Below are 16598 nucleotides of genomic sequence, written 5' to 3' on the forward strand. Positions count from 1 at the left end.
GGCCGGATGACAGAAGGTGCCGCAGGCGGGACCCGACGGGGGGTACGTCTGGACAAGGTCGGCCTGTACGGACTGCTGGGCGTCGCCGCGCTGATCGCGCTGTTCCCGCTGCTGTGGATGGTGTCCGGGTCTCTGCAGAGCCTCACGGAGCTGCTCGCGAACGACAGCTTCCTGCCCGCCGACCCGCAGTGGCACAACTACGTGACCGCGTGGGTGGAGGGAGAACTCGGCGTCTACCTGCGCAACAGTGTGCTCTACACCGGATCTGCGGTCGTCGGCATCCTGGCGGTGTCAAGCCTCGCCGGGTACGCGCTCGCGCGGCTCGACTTCGCCGGCAAGGGCGTGTTCACGTTCGTCATCCTCGCCGTGATGATCATCCCTGCGCCCGCCATGTTCCTCGCGCAGTACAAGCTGCTCATCTCGCTGAACCTGACGAACAATCCCGCAGGCTACGTGCTGATCCTCATCACCTCCGGCATCCCCATGTCGACGCTCATCATGCGCGGCTTCTTCGTCAGCCAGCCCCGCGCCCTGGAGGAGGCGGCCGCGCTGGACGGCGCCGGCCCGCTGCGCATCTTCTGGAACGTGATCCTCCCGCTGGCCCGGCCCGGCCTCGCCGCCGTGGCGGTCATCCAGGGGCTGGGCGCGTGGAACGAGTACCTCATGGCGCTCGTCCTGTTCGAGGACAACTCCCTCATGCCGATCCAGCGCGGCCTGACCGCGTTCACCTCGGCCGAGACGCCGCAGCAGCAGATCCTCCTGGCCGCCACGACCATCTCGATCGTGCCGGTGGTGATCTTCTATCTGATGGCGCAGCGTCACATCGTGAAGGGCATCGGCGCGGGCGCGATCAAGTAGGCAGGCCCGCTTCCGGGCGACCGCGCTGGAGGGACGGGCTCACCTGAGGGGCGGTGAGTCCCGTCCCCTCCAAGGCCGGGGGCTCCTGCGCGCGGGCGGTGGAGGCGGCGGCCGTGAGCCGGCTCGACCGCCAGGTGGCCGGATCTTCACCGCACGCCTGGACGAATGCCTCGGCCACCTCCCAGGAGGGCACCTGATCGCCCGACTCGGCCTTGGACAGCGTGCTGGCCGCATATCCAGCCTTGTCGGCTAATCGCCGAACCGTGAAGCCTCTGCTGGCCCGCACCTCGCGTAACCGCAGGGCGAAACGCTCGGCTCCGGTCGAGCCGTCCGGTGGCTTCTGCCGTCGGCCCACCCTGTTCCCTCCCTGCCAAGAGCTTGAGCGGCGTCTCCCATCTTCCTCGAACGGCGACCACGAGCAATGCGGAACGGGTTCCGACCTCAGCGGGGCCGTTGCCCCGCCTCATCGACGACAGCGACCTTGATCAGGGCGTCCCAGTTGTGGATCTCGCCCTTCTTCATGGTGCCGAAGGGTCCGTCCTTGTGGTCCTTGACCACGATGGTGCGGTAGCCCAGGTACTCGTAGGTCTTCGGATCGATGAAGATCTCGTCGCGCAGGTAGCCGTCCAGGACGTGGTACAGGGTGATGCCCCGGCGTTTGAGCAGATCAGAGGACTTGGCTTCGTATCGGACGCCCTGGATCTCGGCCATGGCGCCGTACATGGCGGCGCGGAGCCTGGGGGGAAGGGCCGCGTCCCCCATGCCCATCGCGATCAGCTGGAACGCCCATCTGTCGCGCTGTACGCGGGTGAGGGGGGGCACTGATTTCTCGGCCAGCCGCTTCGCCTCCTCGGGGGTCTTGCCCCTGCTCTCCGCCCGTTCCTGGGTGGAGCGCAGGTCGGAGGCGCGATTCCTGGCGTTCTCCGTGTCGATGGTCTCGTAGATCCGGGCCAGCAACTGATCGGCGTCGGTCGGCAGGGCGAGCAGGTAGGGGTAGGTCACCTCGAACTCCGAGCCCTTGAAGATCTTCAGCTTGCCCTTCTCGACGGTGGCGAAGGCCTTGTCGTTGAGCTGCCGCCACTGCTCGCGAGTGTTCGTCACCGCGGGCTCGCCGCGCAGCCATTCCCTGCCGTCCACCCGCGTCTGGGCGCGCAGAGTCTTCACGTAGCCCCACTGCGTGGGCCCGGCGCTCCATTCGGGCTCGTCGGAGGCCAGCACCGCCGCGTTGCCGGCCAGGTCCCGGGCGCTGGCCACCGGGCGCAGCCGCAGCTCGGTGACGGCGGCGGAGGGCCGCGCATGGGGAACCTCGACGCCCTCGTCCCGAGGGACGTCCGGAGCTTCCCGGGTGACGCCCGGGACGACCGTCATGGCCACGGCGAGCAGCGCGGCGGCAGCCGCCCCGGTCAGGCTCAGCCCCCACACCGCACGGATGCGACGTGCCCGCGGACGCCGGTTCCCGTGTATGTGACTGGCCAGGCGGGACCGGGCCGCCCCGATGGACTCCGGAGCGGCCCCCGGCAGCGCGTCGTGATAGCGGCGCAGCTCCTGCAGTTCTTCCATGATTCAGACCCCCTTCGCCGCGTGACCCAGTGTCCTGCGTAGCTTGGTCCTGGCCCGGTTCACCCGGGAGCTGACAGTGCCGATCGGGATGCCCAGGGCGAAGGCCACCTCCGCATAGCTGAGGTCGGCACAGGCCACCAGCATCAGGGCGTCGCGGTCACCCCGGGACAGGCTCTCCAGGCCGCGTGCCAGCCGGGGGCTGAGCTGCTCGGCGGTCACCCGGTCGGTGACCCGCTCGGCGTGGCCCTCGACGTCGTCGCGGGCGGCCGAGCGGCTGAGGGCCCGGTAGAGGCGGAGCTCGCCGCGGCGATGACGGCCGATGAGGTTGGTGGCGATGCCGTACAGCCAGGCCCTGGCCTCCGGTCGGGTCAGGTCGTAGCGGTCGCGCTGATCGAACGCGGCCAGGAACGTCTCCGCGGCCACGTCGTCGGCGGCGCCGGGCCCGAGCCGGGCGGCGGCGTAGCGGTGGATCGCGGTGAAGTACCGATCGAAGATCAACGAGAACCACTCCGGCTCGTGCCGCGAGTTCGCGATGACCGACGCGTCGTCGGGCTCCGCGGCCAGCCGTGTGGCGGGGTATGAAGAAGGGTCATGCATCCGGCGCCTTTCTCGAAAGAGGTCGGCGCTTATTGCCCGATGCCGGCTTCCTTGTTCGCGGTTGTTCTCCGGCATCGCTCATGGGAGCTCTTCGCGTGCTCGTACTTACACCTCATCCTCGGTGCAAGTATCTACGGCTGCAGCGGCGGCCCTCCTCGGCAGCCGTCGTAGTTGCGCACGATGACGTGCGACGATGCCGCCGACTTCGGCCCACCGGATCCGGCCCGGGTACGAGGTACCCGTTCTGCCATGACTGGCCGGCAGCAGCACGATCCCGGGTCGCCGATGTCCTCGAGAGCTGGTTTCGGAATCGCGTTCTCGGACGACGAGTTCCGCGAGCTGCATCAGGCCCGGCAGCAGGATTCGGCGCCGGCTCTCGTAGACTCGGCGGCCATGACAGAACGATGGCCTTTCATCCACCACGTGACCTTCATCGCCGCGGACCTCGAGGCGAGCACGCGCTTCTACACCGCCGCGCTGAAGCCTCTGGGTGTTGTCGGAGAGGCGGCTGACGGCGGAACGGAGTTCTGGGAAGAGCGGTTGGACACACCTTCCTTCGGTCTGTATCCCGTTGGCGACGCCACGGTGACACGGGGCGCGCACATCGCATTCACCGCCCGCGACCGGGCCGCGGTCGACGCCTTCCACGCGGCCGCGCTGGCTGCCGGCGGCAAGTCCCGGCACGAACCCCGGCTCTGGCCCGAATATGGCGCCTATTGCGCGTTCGTCGATGACCCGGACGGCAACAACATCGAGGCGGTGTACAAGGAGCAGGCGTAGGGCCGGCACCTGGCGGTGATAGCAGCGGTGGCGCGGTTGGGCGAGCGGCCCGCATTCGCCGAGGCCGACTACGCGGCGCTATTCAGCGCTGCTCACCAGCAACTCGGCGACCGCTGATGGTGGTCCGGGACGACCTCAACACCCGCACCTGGGCCGAGACGAGACGGCTGATCGCCGCCCGGGCCGTGGTTGACGGCGTTCCACCTGCCCGTCTTCAGGAGCAGCGCGGCGTCGAGGTGGGAGAGCGTCGCGATCTCCTCCACCGACCCCGGCTCAGCCAACTCGTGCCCCTCGCGGGCCAGGCGTGCGGACTCGTCGATGTCGTCCAGGTCGCCGGAGAGCTGGAAGCGCGTCCGCATGGCCTGCGCCAGCACCGTGCGCGCCCGCGCCCGCGCCGGATCGGCCGTCACCGTCGCGACCGCCTCCCGGCCGAGGGCGACCGCCTGCTCCAGGTCTGCTCGCTCGGCGTGCGCCTCGAACCGCCACAGCAGCGCCTGCGCGTGCTGGAACAGCCGGGCGGGACGGTCGGGATGACCAGGCGGAAGCTCGGCGACCTGGCCCCTCGGCGACCTCGACGGCGAGATCGTCGAGGAAGCGGTCGCGCTCGGAGGCGGCGGCGTGGGCCGGCTGCTCCCTGTCCTCGAACCGGGTCGCGGCGGGCTCCGGCTCCTCCCGCCCGCCACGCGTCAACTGGCGTAACGACTCCTCCAGGTGCTCGGGCACCTCCTCGGGCGGCACGCCGAGCCGCAGCAGGGTGATCTCGGACAGCTGCATCGCGTGGACAAGCCTCTCCCCCGGCGTCACCAGGTGGGCCCCGCGAGCCGCCAGCACCGAGCTGACCAGCCGGCTGTCGGCCTCATCCTCTCCCGCGACGACCAGGTGACACATCATCGCGTGGACCTGGTCGCCTTTGAGGTGGCGGGGATCACCCGTACGCGCATAGCGGTTCCATCGCGCCCGCAACCGCCCGCGGATCCACCTCGTCACCATGCAACCTCCGCCGCCTACTCTCGATGCGGCCAATGGCGAAATCAAGAGGCGCGCAAGACCTCCTCGACCGTCCTCGAGTGCGAGCGCTACATCTCCGGGAAGGACGCGATCACCGAGTAGTGGACCACGGTGAACTCATCAAGACGCCCGCAGGCCAGTGATCGTTCTGTCGCTTCCCGTGCGGCCGCCTGCATCGGCCAGGCAACGGACTGCTTACCGCTACCCCCCAACGGCTCGATCAGCCCCGGCCTGCCTTCACCCGCTCTCCACACCCCGAACGTCCCGCCGGGGACCTGACCCGGCCGAACCACAGCTCAGAGCCATCGTGGCCGCGTTTCGACGCGGTACAGGCCGCCGCGCTGCCGTCCGTGCAGAGGGACGGGGCTTCCAGGGGCCCGGCGCGTGCCGGGAGGACCAGGGCAATGCCGTGGAAGCGGACACGCCGTAACAAGTCAGCAACATATCCGTCCGCTACCGACATTCAAGGTTCACACCCTGTTTAACATCCGACGTGGGACGTAGGACGTCTCCTCATCACTTCTCCTTCCAGGAAGGGCGAGGACATGCACGACAGTTATCTCCCGGGGGGCCGTACCGGGAGCTCCCGGCGCCGCCGGGCGGGCGCCGTGATGGTGCTCGCCGGCTTACTCGTCAGCGCGTTCGGCGCGCCGGCGACCGCGGCGCCGGCGCGGACCTTCGAGGCCGCCACGACCTCCGAGGCCGCCACGACCGGCGACACCGCACCGTTCGTGGACGAGCAGGTGCTCTACAAGCAGGGCGACTTCGGATACGGCTGCTTCCGGATCCCCGCCGTGGTGCGGGCCACGAACGGCATGCTCCTGGCGTTCGCCGAGGGACGGGTGAAGGACTGCGGCGACGACGAGGACATCGACCTCGTGCTGCGCCGTTCCGCCGACGGCGGGCGGACCTGGGGCCCCCTGCAGGTGGTCTCGGAGGGCAACGGCACGACCCACGGCAACCCGGTGCCGATCGTCGACGAGCGCACCGGGCGGGTCGTGCTGGTGAGCACCCACAACGGCGGGGAGCCGTGCCCGAACGGCTGTGACCGCGACCCGTGGGTGCAGTTCAGTGACGACCACGGGGCGACCTGGTCGGCCGCCAGGGAGATGACCGAGGGCAAGCGTCCGGAGTGGAACTTCTGGTACGCCACCGGCCCGATGCACGGCATCCAGCTCAAGCTCGGCCCGCACGCCGGGCGGCTGGTCGTCGGGGCGAGTTTCGAGAGCTGGGACCGGGTCGGCAAGCACGTCTACGGCACGCACCTGCTCTACAGCGACGACAGCGGCGTGACCTGGAACATCGGCGCCGAGACGTCCCGCGACGACGGCACGGTCATCGCCCAGGAGGTCACCGTCATCGAGCTCACCGACGGGCGGATCTACGCCTCGGCCCGCGAGCGCGGGACCGACGTGGGCAGCCGGGCGTACGCGACCAGCAGCGACGGCGGCCAGACGTGGGACGAGCCGTTCCGCACCATGCCGGCCCTGGCCACGACCGACATCCAGGCGTCGCTGCTGCGCTTCGGCGACAAGCGCATCCTCTTCTCCGCGCCGATGCACCCGAGCGCCCGGGAGGCGATGGGGATCCGGTCGTCCTACGACGAGGGGCGCAGCTTCGAGACCTGGAACGAGGGCAAGGTCTTCTACTGGGGGCCGTCGGCGTACTCGGACATGGTGCGCCTGGACGGCGACGAGGCGGCCCTGATGTACGAGGCCGGCACCGTCACACCGTACGAGCAGATCCGGTTCGCGCGGTTCAACGAGGCGTACCTGGAGACGCCCAACGGCACCCCGCCCGGCATCCCGGGGCCCCCGGCGCCCGGTCCGACGACGCCGGACAGGTCGCCGAACCGCAACACGGCGTACGTCCGCGGCGGTGCGCAGCCCACCGACGGGCGGTTCGGCAACGGGCTGGCCCTGGACCGGGTGGACGACCGGGTGGAGGTGCCGTTCGACAAGTCCGTCGACCTCGGCGCGAAGGACTTCACGCTGACCTCCTGGATCCGGTACTCGGAGAAGACCGGCGCGCACACGATTCTCTGGTTCCACCGGGTGAACCGGGGCACCAACCCGCCGGCGCTGTGGCTGCGGGCCGAACCGGCCAGCAACCGCATCCGGGCGGTCCTCTCCGTCGACCGGTTCAACGTGACCGTGCAGTCGCCGAGCGCGTACAACGACGGGCGGTGGCACTTCGTGGCGCTCCAGCGGGCGCAGGGCGAGCTCCGGCTCCTGGTGGACGGCGTACAGGTCTCGGCGGCGGCGGCGCCGGCCGGTTCGCTGACCCTGGGCAAGGAGTTCGGGATCGAGGGAATCCACGTCGGACAGCGGCTGGACGGCGTGGACCGCTTCCGCGGGACGCTGGACGAGGTCCGCGTCTACCGGCGCGCCCTCACCGGCACCGAGCTGGACCTGATCCGGCGGGCGAACCTGCCGATCGGCGGTCAGCTCGGGCTGCGCCTGCCGTTCGACCACATCGGTTGAGAAGACACGAACCGCTTGGCGATGGCGCTCACCGGGCCCCGGTGGGCGCCGTCGCCGCGCCCTGACGGCATCCGGACGCCGGTCATGAACCGGAGGAACCCGCTACGCCCCTGGGAAGAGCTCGGGCAGGTGCGCCCGGGCCAGTGGCCTGAGCCGTACGGCGAGCGAGGCGGCGACCGAGTCGTACGGCCACCGGACCCGGGTGCCGATGTCGGCCCAGCCGCCGAGGTGGGCCAGGAACTTGTCCAGCGCGGGGTTGGCGTACCCGCTGCGCTGGAGCGGCTGGACGTGCGCGGCGAAGAACTCGTGGATCCGTCGCTCCACATCCAGCGCGGCATCGGGTCGCGCGACCATCATCCGCTGCCATGCCATGGCGCCGGCCGGGCTGAGGGCGGCGATGTTCGAGTAGGAGCCGGCGGCACCGTGCCGCCGTCCGGTCGCCAGGTCGTGGCCGGCGACGAAGACGGCGAGGCCGGCCGCGTGGCGCTCCATCTCCGCGTACCACCGCGCGTCCCCGCCGGCCACCTTGATCCCGATGACCGCGGGAACCTCGCGGCGGATCACCGGATACAGCTCGGCCGGCACCTGCGTCTTGGCGTGCGGCGGGTTGTACAGCACGAGCGGCACCGGGTCGGCGGCGGCCGCGACGCGGGCCAGGAAGCGCACCACCTCGCCGCGCGAGAGCGGCACCCAGTCCGGCAGCGTCACCTGGATCGCACCGGGCCGGAGCTCCCGTGCGCGGGCCACCCGGGCCAGGCCGGTCTGCGCGCTCATGTGGCCGGCGCCGATCTGGAACGGCAGCCGGTGCCGCTCGCACCGCTCGGCCAGCAGCGCGTTGACGCGGTCGTACTCGTCCTCGGCGAGCGCGTGGAACTCGCCGGCGGTACCGTGCGCGTACAGGCCGTCGAGCCCCACGGCGACGAGCACGTCCAGTTCCGCCTCAAGGCGGGCCCAGTCGATCGAGTCGTCGTCCCGGACGGGCAGCAGGACCGTGCCCCAGGTGCCGCCGAGCGTCCCCGGCGTCAATCTGTCCACGACGCCCCGCAAAGTGTTCCGTACACATGGGACATCCTATGTCTTGACCGTATGGTGACCAAGTCATGTACGTCCGATGGCCGTCCGTGGCGTCGGCGTAGAATTCTCTGCCTCGCCCGCCCTTCCGGGACCGAGAGGTGGGATGTTCGACACAGAGTCTTTCGACGAATCTGGGGGCAGCATGCGTACGCGTGACGGCGCGTCGCTTCAGGAGCGCATCGTCGCCCTGATCCACGAGCGCGAACTGGCCCCCGGGTCACCGATGCCGACCGAAGTGCAATTGATGGAGCTGCTCGGGGCGAGCCGCAACAGCGTCCGCGAGGCCGTGCGGGCCCTGCGGGCCTTGGGCATCGTGGAGATCCGGCACGGACATGGGACGTTCGTCGGGCACGCCTCGCTCGACGTCCTCACCCCCTCGCTCACCTTCCAGGTGCGTTCCGGGCCGGGCGGCGGTATCCGCGCGCTGCACGATCTCGTCGAGGTCCGCGAGCTGCTCGAGACGGGACTGATCGGCCAGGTGGCCCGGAGCACCAGCGCCACCCGGCTCGCCGCGTTGGCCGCCCTGGTCAACGGCATGGACCGGGACCGGGAAGCCGACCGGGCATTCCACGCGCTGCTGTACGAGTCGTGCGGCAACGAGCTGGTGCTGCAGCTGATCGGCCTGTTCTGGGACGTCTACCACGAGGTCGAGCCGACGCTGGGCCCGCCGGAGGAGCGGACGGCGGAGATCGTCGGCAACCACCGCCGGATCGTGGCGGCGCTTCGCGCCCGGGACTCCGAGGCCGCCCGGGAAGCGATGCGGCTGCACTTCCGCGACGTCAAGGCGCGCATCGCGCGGGCGGCGGCTCAGCCGGTGTCCCCGCCGGCCTGACCAGGGCCACCCGGCCGTAGCCGGTCACACCAGGCGCGCACCGAGGCGGAGATGCGCGCCTGGTTCGAGGGTGGTCCCCGTGGAGTCAGAACGTGATGAATCCGTACAGCGCCAGATGGTTCGACTTCGTGCTGCTCACCGTGTGATCGATGCTCGACGGCTGCACGGCGCCCTTGACGAACAGGTAGTCGATCTTTCTGGAACCCATGGTCGCTTTCGCTCCATAGCCGGTCATGCCGAAGCCTCCGAGTGTGGTGGAGGCGATGTTCGCGCGATTCGCGTCGATTCCGATCACGCGGATCGTCGACGCGTTCATCAGGCTCGTGGCGTCCGCGCCGACGCGGATGCCGGACTTGGCGATGCCCGGGTCGCCCGGACCCGCGCAGGCATTCGCTCCGTTCTGTTCCGGCAGGTGCATGGTCGCGGCGAACACCGTGGTCCCCGTTTCCCTGATCGTGAACCTCGCCGCGATGGCGCTCGTGCGCTTCCACTTGTATGCGTTGGTGGCGCCGTCGTCGTTGTCCGGCGGCTTGTACAGCGTGCACCCGGCCCCGCCGTCGTACGCTGTTCCGGGCTTCAACCAGCCCGCGCTCCAGTATTTCGAGATGTCGCCCGCGGCCAGGCTCAGCGTCCTGGTGTTGTAGATGATCCCGTTGGTCTGCCTCTTCTTCAGGTCGCCGAGCGCCTGATCACTGCACTTGTGGGAGCCGCCCCACTCCTCCGGGTCGTCCCAGGCCACGTGCGCCTTGTACGTGCCGGCCGGGTAGCCGAACTTGGCCGAGAGCTGGTCGGCGTAGGCCGTGGCCTGTCCGGTGCCACGCACCTGCTGCACGATGAGGAGATCGGGAGCCCGTACGCCGGAGGTGCCCGTCGCACCGTGGTCATCGACCAGCATCGACGTGAGGTGGTCCGGACCTGGGATCCGGGTGCACGAGCCGTCGGCGTTGTTCCTCACCAGGTTCTCGATGTTGTCGCTGTAGACCCGTAAGACGCGATCCGCCGCGGCCGTGGGCGCTTCGTGCGCCTGGGCGAGCGCGGGGGTGGCTGTGGCGAGCGCGGCGACCACCGCGAGCGCCGTCGCGCCGGATGATCGATGAGTGAGTGACATTGTCGCAGGGTAGCGATGATCGCGGGGCGGCATCATCCCGCTGTCAGCGTCTGGGCGGGGCCGCCGATACGCTGCCAGGCGCCGGAGTCTCGGGACCAGCGGAGGATCTGTGAGCGATCTTCGGTCAGGACGTACACCGCCTCCCGGCCGACCGCCACCTCCGCGCCCGCCGCGCCGATGTCCTGCCAGGTCTGGCCGGTGACACGGGTCGCCGGCCCCGCGAGGACGCGCAGCCGCTCGTGCGACGGGTCCGTGGCGAAGAGCCCGGCGGGGCCCCCGTACAGCTCCGCCGCCGGACCTGCCGCGTAGGCCCAGGGCGGCCATGGGTTCGGCTGGTCGTCGGCGAGCCAGCGGTTGACCACGGAACGGTCCGGGGTGAGGCCGTACAGATCGCTGTCGGTGAGCGCGAACGAGGCTCCCGCCGAGCCGACGGGCTTCCAGTCCGCGGGGCGGCCGGAGTACCGGAAGATCCAGCCGTCCTTCGGACTCGTGGCGAACAACCCTGGCTCACCGCCGTACAACCGCACCGCCGGGCCGCCGATCTCGGTCCACGACATGCCCTGCCCGTTCCACACGTCGACGGAGTGACGGTCGGCGGGCATCCGGTAGACGTGTGCGCCGCTGACCGCGAAGTCACTGACCGGCTCACTGATGCGTGACCACAGGCCAGGACGGCCACCGTACTTGTAGAGGCGGTCGTCCAGTCCGATCGCGAACAGACCGGCGGGTCCGGAGGAGAGGCGCTTCGCGCCGTCACCGATCCTGGTCCATCCGCTCGCGTCCGAGCCGTCCCATCGGAAGATGCCATGGCCACCCGGCCCCACGGCGAACACGTCGCCCCCGCCCGCGGGGCCCGGCCGGAGCAGCAGGGCGAGCACGGTGAGGACCGCGATCGCGGCGGCACCGCCGGCGAGAATCAGGGCGCGTGGACGGGATCTCCGCGCGGGCGCCTCGTCGGGGTTCGCGGCGGGCCCTTCCCGCGCGGCTGCCGGTTCAGCGAACGTAGGCGCAGGTGGAGGCGCAGGCGCAGGTCCGGGCGCAGGTGCAGGTGCAGGCGGCGGAGCCACTGGCGCCGGTGCCTGGCGTGCTCCTTCGAGGGCCGCCGCGTGCAGCCGGGCGGCGCTCTCCGCGCGAAGATCACTGGTGTGCCCGTCCGGCGCCTGGTCCCGCACCAGCCGCACCAGCAGGTCCAACGGGATGATCTTCTGGCCCGAACGGTACTCGCCCCAGAGCGTCTTCCCGACGTGGTAGCGCGCGGCGAGCTCGCGGACGGTCAGCCCGGCCGTGAGCGTCAGCAGGAACTCCGCCAGCTCGTTGGCCTGCCGCGTGCGGCCACGAGGGCCGCCCTGGGGCCTGCCCACCTTGCGGTTCATCGCAGCGGCCTCCTCCTGCGCCCCTTTCGCCCGATGATCAAGTCAACAGAACCCGTTGTCCGCGGACAACCCATTGTCCGGACTTCCTCGGCTCTTTCGCGCCGCTGCTTCCGGACAACCGCCGGCGCCGTCAGCCTTCGAGAAGCCGGTGATCACCACCCGGGCCGCCTCGTCGCCCCGGGCTCCGTCAGGCCACCGGCCGTCAACCCGGCGAAGAACGCGCCACTGGATCTGGAGGATTTCGTGAACGGTAACGTCTTCCCGCGACTCGCCTCGGCGACCCTGATCGCCGCCGCCATCGCCTCGTTGCCCGCACCCGCCGGCGCCGCGACGATCGGGTACACGCCCGAGCAGGTGTGCGGCGGTGGCTTCGCCAGGGTGAGCTCAGGCACCCAACCGGTGACCGACCACACGAACACCATCCGGGGCTACGCGTACCTGCTCTACAACGCCCGCACCGGAGAGCACTGCGCCGTCACCATCAAGTCGGATTTCGTCGGCACACCCACCATGACCAGGGCGACCCTCGTCGTGGAGACCAACACCATCTTCGGTCCCGCGAGATACACCGACCAGGGAGCCTTCAAGTTCTACGCGGGCCCGGTGAAAGCACGAGCCAACGGCAGATGCGTCACCTTCCAGGGAACGGTCAGCAGCAGGGCCGACGAACGCGCCTCCGGTATCCAGGCCTCCGGCGGCTCCGGCAACTGCGCCGCGGATGCCATGCGCCGAAGGGGCAGCGCCCGCTGAGCAGCGCGCCGGCCAGGCAACTTACGGACGGGGATGACAACGGCAGTGCGGCACGGTAAAACAGCACACAGCCCCTGGCGGAGATCGTCGATCTTGGTCGACGGCCCTTCCACCAGGGGCCTTCCTGCTGCTGGAATCAAGAACGATGATCACCGACGAAGCCGTGACCAGCGACGTCACGGTGGAATGAGCCCACTGCCTCGTGCCGAAGCACCGCCTCTGCCGCTGGACGGCATGAGCGGGTATCGACCCTCCAGGAGGACGACATCAAGACTTTTCCTCGCCAGGGAATGGACGACCGGCCCCGCTTACCGCTCGTCCGTGCGCTCGCCCGCAGTTCCTTCTCCGCCGCCGTCGCCCTCGCGGTCCTCGCCGCCGCCCTGTCCACGAGCGTCGTCACCGGCGCCGAATTCCGTACCCGCGGGTCGGAAGAGGTCGTCAGGGCCATCGACGCCCGGCCCAACGACGGCTCCGGCTACTGGCCGGACTTCTCGAACACCGGCTATGCCAACACGCCGGCCAACGCCGGCGGGCTGGGCCTGGGCGCGTACCCGGGTAAGCTCACCGACTACACGTCGGGCATGAGCGCCGACAAACCGTTGACGCTCAGGTTCCCCGACAACAGCGTCATCTCGTACAAGCGGTTCCTGAGCCTGAAGGTACTGATCTACGGCGACAATCTCACCTTCGTCGGCTGCCTGTTCGAGGGCACCAACCCCAACGACAATCTCGTCCAGATCTACTCGGACAACAACATCAAGTTCCTCTACTCGACGTTCAAGCCGAGCTCCTACGCGATGCCTCCCGGCAACGACGGCACCGTCTCGTCGTCCCACACCAAGCCCGGAACGCCCTTCGACAAGTCCTGGCAGCTGGCCACGACGATGAAGGAAGCCGTGGCCGTCATGGACCACAATGACATCTGGGGCAACGCAGGCATGATCATGGTGACGGGCTTCCCAGGGCGCCCGTCGACCTGGACGAACAATTACATCCACGACATGGCCGACACCTCGCATGACGTCTACCACCACGACGGCATCGGCCCGCAGAGCGAGGGCGACGGCGGCCCCATGATCGTCGACCACAACACCCTGGCCTCCGTGGGGAACACCAACGCCCTGGCCCTGCAGGGAAGCGGCGTGTACGACCACATCTCGTTCACGAACAACTACGTCTCCGGCTGGGGCTATGCGGTCTCCATAGGCGTCGTGAACAACGCCACCAACATCACCGTCACCGACAACGTCTTCTCGGCAGAGCTCGAGCAGTTGTACGGCTTCCTGTACGGCAACATCTGGGGCGGCTCGGCGCGCGGCTCCACCTGGCGCCGCAACCTCATCCAGGCCCGTACGGGAGATGACAACACCAGCTATTCGACAGCCGACAACGGCAGGTATCTCTGGCCGACCGGCACCGCGACCCATGCCACCGACTACACGGGCTGAGTCCCGTCACCTGTGACGACCGGAGTGCTGAGCGTGCCGCTTGACGGCGCCGCTACGAGAACCAGTCGGCGCCGAGCTCCTGGATGGTCTTACTACCCTTGGGCACCATCAACGCTTCGCTCAGCACCTGGTTGACGCTCTTGGGGTCGTTGACCATGGCGAACAGGAAGAACGAACCGCCGTCCGCCGTACGGAAGCCGAAGACGGAGCCGTGGCCCGCGAAGGCGACGTACATCCCCTTGTTGACCGCGGGGAACGCCTTGCGGCTGAAGCTGTCCTTGGCCAGGCGGTAGCCGGAGGCGCCCTCCTTCTTCTCGTTGTTCCAGAAGTTCTGGTACTCCTCGGCCACGGCGCGCGCCACGGCGTCGTCCATGTCGGTGATGTAACCGTCGGCGTCGAGCAGCGGCGCGGGCATCCGCCGGCCCCAGTGGATCGGGGTCGCGACGGCCAGCTTGAAGGGCCGGCCGGGGGCGCGGAAGAACGCGAGCACGTGCGGGCGGGCATGACCCTTGGTGTCCTTGTAGGTGGCCTGCGCGATGAACCACTCACCGATCGGCGGCTGCTGCTCCGGCCTGGGCAGGTACACCTTCGGGGCGCCGATCAGGTGGATCGGCTTGTGCCCCGGCTTCCACCCGAAGGTCTCATGGTTGCGTTCGAGCACGCCCTGGTGCAGCGCCCCCTCGACGAACAGCGCTTCCAGCAGGGCGTTCTGCCGCCACCACTTCCGCGTCTCCAGCATCGCGTCGTACTTGGCCACCCACTGCCGCACGGCCAGCCCGGCCTGCGGGATGGTCAGCCCCGCCTTGGCCGCGGAGGGAGTGGCGGAGGGAGTGCGAGCGGCGCTCGCGGAGGGCGTGGCGCCGGACGGCGGTGACGCGACCGGGGCCGGCGTGGGGTGGCCGGCGGGCCGGGCGGCCGGCCCGGGGATCACCCCGCAGCCGCACAGGCTCAGGACAAGGGCCAGGATCAACAGCGTTCCGCGCACCAGCGACTACTCCAAGACGATCTGCGTGGCACGGAGCAGGTATCGCTCGCCGTGCCGGTGCAGCACCGTATCCGGCCGCGGGACAAGCCGCCAACTGGCACTTACGGGTGGAAATGGATCAGTGCTCGGAAGTGGTTCTTCCAGGGGACCCGACAGAGATCACGCATAGACGAAGCTCGAAAGGTGGGCCGACCAGGTGCCCTTGCTCTCCATCGTCACGCCGAGCCACCAGCCCGTGCGCGAACAACTCCTGGAAGCCTACGAATCCGTCCGCTCGCAGAAACTGCCCGCGGACTGGGAGGTCGAGTGGGTCATCCAGGAGGACGGTGACACCGGAGCGGTCAGGGACATCCTGCCCGGCGATCCCATGGTGAAGTTCGCCACGGGGCGCCGAGGCGGGGTCGCGCTGACGCGGAACATCGCCCTCGCCCGCGCCGGTGGTGAGCTGGTGCGGAATCTCGACCAGGACGACGTGCTCACCCCCGGCGCGCTCGCCCGCGACATCGACGTCCTGTCGTCGGACCCCCTTGTCCAGTGGACCACCTCCCCGGCTCTCGACCTGATGCCCGACGGCTCGACGGTCGGGTTCGACACCGACCCGGCGCCGGGCCGGATGGAACCGGGATTCGTGCTCGAACACTGGCGCACGCACGATTACCGGCTTCCGGTGCACCCCACCACCATCTGCATCCGGCGGGAGTTAGCCGTCGCCCTCGGTGGCTGGATGGGGGTGCCGGGATCGGACGACACCGGGCTGCTCGTACCGGCCAGCGTCGTCAGCTACGGCTACTTCCACAGCGAGGTGGGCCTGCTCTACCGGAAGTGGCCGGGGCAGGAGACGGCGGCCACCGGCCACTACGCGCCGGCCGAGTGGACCCTGCGCATGCGGCTCATCGAGCAGCGCGCCGAGACGGTGCGCAGACTGTGGCCGCAGATCATCGGAACCCGGTGATCGTGGTCAGCGCGCCGCCAGGTCGTCCAGTTCGGCCTGGAAGAGCAGCGCGGGGTCGAATCCCATCCCGGTGAAGTGACCGGCGAGCTCCAGCGACAGGACGCCGTGCAGCCGGGTCCAGAAACGCAGGGCCCGGTGGAGGGCCGCCGGTGAGGCGGGGTGGCCCTCCGCCCACTGGCGGTGCTCGTCGAGGTGGGCGTCGAACGGCGTCGCGGGGCCGTCGGAGGGCAGCGCGGCGCAGGCGTCGAGCAGCGTCGCCATGATCTCGGACGCGATCGCGGTGATGTCGTCGGGCGCGTGGTAGCCGGGGACGGGTGTGCCGTAGATGAGGAAGTACCGCTGAGGGTCGTCGAGCGCCCATCCGCGCAGCGCGCGGGCCAGCGCGGCGGCGTCCGGGCCGGCCTCGGAGGCCGCGCGGAAGGTGTCGGCGAGGCTCCGGTACGCGTCCCTGATGAGCTCGGTGATCAGCTCGTCGCGGCCGGCGAAGTACCGGTAGAGCGCGGGCCCGCTCATGCCCATGTGCTTGGCGATCGCGTTGAGGGACAGCGCGGACGCCCCCGCCGTGGCGATCTGCTCCCACGCGCGCTCCTTGATCTCCGCCCGCACCTGAGTGCGGTAGCGCTCCCGCGGGGCCTTCGTGCCTGTCTGCGCCATGACCTGCCGTCGCCGCCTTCCGCACCCGATCGGTTACATCCTCAAGGATTGGTTAGAAGGTATCACGCTGCCCGTTGACACCGCCCCTCCCCGTGAGTTAGAACCTATAACGAACGAGATAGCACGTAACGCACAA

The 16598-nt window shown here is 69.7% G+C and carries 16 protein-coding genes; 7 read left to right on the plus strand and 9 right to left on the minus strand.

Annotation, left to right across the window (positions count from 1 at the left end):
- Window positions 1-6: 6 nt before the first annotated feature.
- A complete protein-coding gene (locus ABZS51_RS23020) occupies window positions 7-858 on the plus strand; it encodes a carbohydrate ABC transporter permease (protein WP_355444436.1) in 852 nt (283 codons plus the stop codon).
- Here ABZS51_RS23020 and ABZS51_RS23025 read toward each other — a convergent pair.
- The 3 genes from ABZS51_RS23025 to ABZS51_RS23035 form a co-directional block, all read right to left on the minus strand.
- Window positions 851-1213 carry a helix-turn-helix transcriptional regulator gene (locus ABZS51_RS23025; protein ID WP_355444438.1) on the minus strand — a complete coding sequence of 121 codons (363 nt, stop codon included), beginning with the start codon at window positions 1211-1213 and terminating at the stop codon, window positions 851-853. The two genes, ABZS51_RS23020 and ABZS51_RS23025, sit on opposite strands and share 8 nt — an antisense overlap.
- Before the next feature lie 86 nt (window positions 1214-1299).
- Window positions 1300-2418, minus strand: a complete 1119-nt coding sequence (locus tag ABZS51_RS23030; protein WP_355444441.1) for a hypothetical protein — start codon at window positions 2416-2418, stop codon at window positions 1300-1302.
- 3 nt (window positions 2419-2421) lie between these two features.
- Complete coding sequence (locus ABZS51_RS23035; RefSeq protein ID WP_355444444.1) at window positions 2422-3015, minus strand: RNA polymerase sigma factor; 594 nt, start codon at window positions 3013-3015, stop codon at window positions 2422-2424.
- Window positions 3016-3438: 423 nt separating this feature from the next.
- Here ABZS51_RS23035 and ABZS51_RS23040 point away from each other — a divergent pair, with 423 nt between their 5' ends.
- On the plus strand, window positions 3439-3795 hold the full coding sequence (locus ABZS51_RS23040; RefSeq protein ID WP_355444447.1) for a VOC family protein: 357 nt from the start codon (window positions 3439-3441) through the stop codon (window positions 3793-3795).
- 92 nt (window positions 3796-3887) lie between these two features.
- Here the strand turns inward: ABZS51_RS23040 and ABZS51_RS23045 are convergent, their stop codons facing one another.
- A complete protein-coding gene (locus ABZS51_RS23045) occupies window positions 3888-4478 on the minus strand; it encodes a hypothetical protein (RefSeq protein WP_355444450.1) in 591 nt (196 codons plus the stop codon).
- Window positions 4479-5348: 870 nt separating this feature from the next.
- Between ABZS51_RS23045 and ABZS51_RS23050 the strand changes: the two genes are divergently transcribed.
- Window positions 5349-7286, plus strand: a complete 1938-nt coding sequence (locus ABZS51_RS23050; RefSeq protein WP_355444453.1) for a sialidase family protein — start codon at window positions 5349-5351, stop codon at window positions 7284-7286.
- A gap of 102 nt (window positions 7287-7388) precedes the next feature.
- Here ABZS51_RS23050 and ABZS51_RS23055 read toward each other — a convergent pair whose 3' ends face one another.
- Window positions 7389-8321 carry a dihydrodipicolinate synthase family protein gene (locus ABZS51_RS23055; RefSeq protein ID WP_355444456.1) on the minus strand — a complete coding sequence of 311 codons (933 nt, stop codon included), beginning with the start codon at window positions 8319-8321 and terminating at the stop codon, window positions 7389-7391.
- Window positions 8322-8502: 181 nt separating this feature from the next.
- On the opposite strand from ABZS51_RS23055, the gene ABZS51_RS23060 reads away from it, so the two are divergent.
- On the plus strand, window positions 8503-9192 hold the full coding sequence (locus ABZS51_RS23060; RefSeq protein ID WP_355444459.1) for a FadR/GntR family transcriptional regulator: 690 nt from the start codon (window positions 8503-8505) through the stop codon (window positions 9190-9192).
- Window positions 9193-9277: 85 nt separating this feature from the next.
- Here the strand turns inward: ABZS51_RS23060 and ABZS51_RS23065 are convergent, their stop codons facing one another.
- On the minus strand, window positions 9278-10258 hold the full coding sequence (locus ABZS51_RS23065; RefSeq protein WP_355444462.1) for a hypothetical protein: 981 nt from the start codon (window positions 10256-10258) through the stop codon (window positions 9278-9280).
- Window positions 10259-10332: 74 nt separating this feature from the next.
- Window positions 10333-11673, minus strand: coding sequence for a hypothetical protein (locus tag ABZS51_RS23070; protein ID WP_355444465.1), 1341 nt, complete (start codon window positions 11671-11673; stop codon window positions 10333-10335).
- Between the two features lie 243 nt (window positions 11674-11916).
- On the opposite strand from ABZS51_RS23070, the gene ABZS51_RS23075 reads away from it, so the two are divergent.
- A complete protein-coding gene (locus tag ABZS51_RS23075; RefSeq protein ID WP_355444468.1) occupies window positions 11917-12423 on the plus strand; it encodes a hypothetical protein in 507 nt (168 codons plus the stop codon).
- A 290-nt stretch (window positions 12424-12713) separates the two neighbouring features.
- Window positions 12714-13871 carry a hypothetical protein gene (locus ABZS51_RS23080; protein WP_355444471.1) on the plus strand — a complete coding sequence of 386 codons (1158 nt, stop codon included), beginning with the start codon at window positions 12714-12716 and terminating at the stop codon, window positions 13869-13871.
- Window positions 13872-13923: 52 nt separating this feature from the next.
- On the opposite strand, the gene ABZS51_RS23085 is transcribed toward ABZS51_RS23080, so the two are convergent.
- Window positions 13924-14856 carry a hypothetical protein gene (locus tag ABZS51_RS23085; RefSeq protein WP_355444474.1) on the minus strand — a complete coding sequence of 311 codons (933 nt, stop codon included), beginning with the start codon at window positions 14854-14856 and terminating at the stop codon, window positions 13924-13926.
- A 196-nt stretch (window positions 14857-15052) separates the two neighbouring features.
- On the opposite strand from ABZS51_RS23085, the gene ABZS51_RS23090 reads away from it, so the two are divergent.
- Window positions 15053-15808 (plus strand): glycosyltransferase, encoded by a 756-nt coding sequence (locus ABZS51_RS23090; protein WP_355444477.1) that lies wholly within the window; start codon window positions 15053-15055, stop codon window positions 15806-15808.
- A 6-nt stretch (window positions 15809-15814) separates the two neighbouring features.
- On the opposite strand, the gene ABZS51_RS23095 is transcribed toward ABZS51_RS23090, so the two are convergent.
- A complete protein-coding gene (locus ABZS51_RS23095; RefSeq protein ID WP_355444480.1) occupies window positions 15815-16462 on the minus strand; it encodes a TetR/AcrR family transcriptional regulator in 648 nt (215 codons plus the stop codon).
- Between the last annotated feature and the right edge of the window lie 136 nt (window positions 16463-16598).

It is taken from the genome of Nonomuraea sp. NPDC005501 (assembly GCF_040605905.1).
GTDB lineage: Bacteria > Actinomycetota > Actinomycetes > Streptosporangiales > Streptosporangiaceae > Nonomuraea.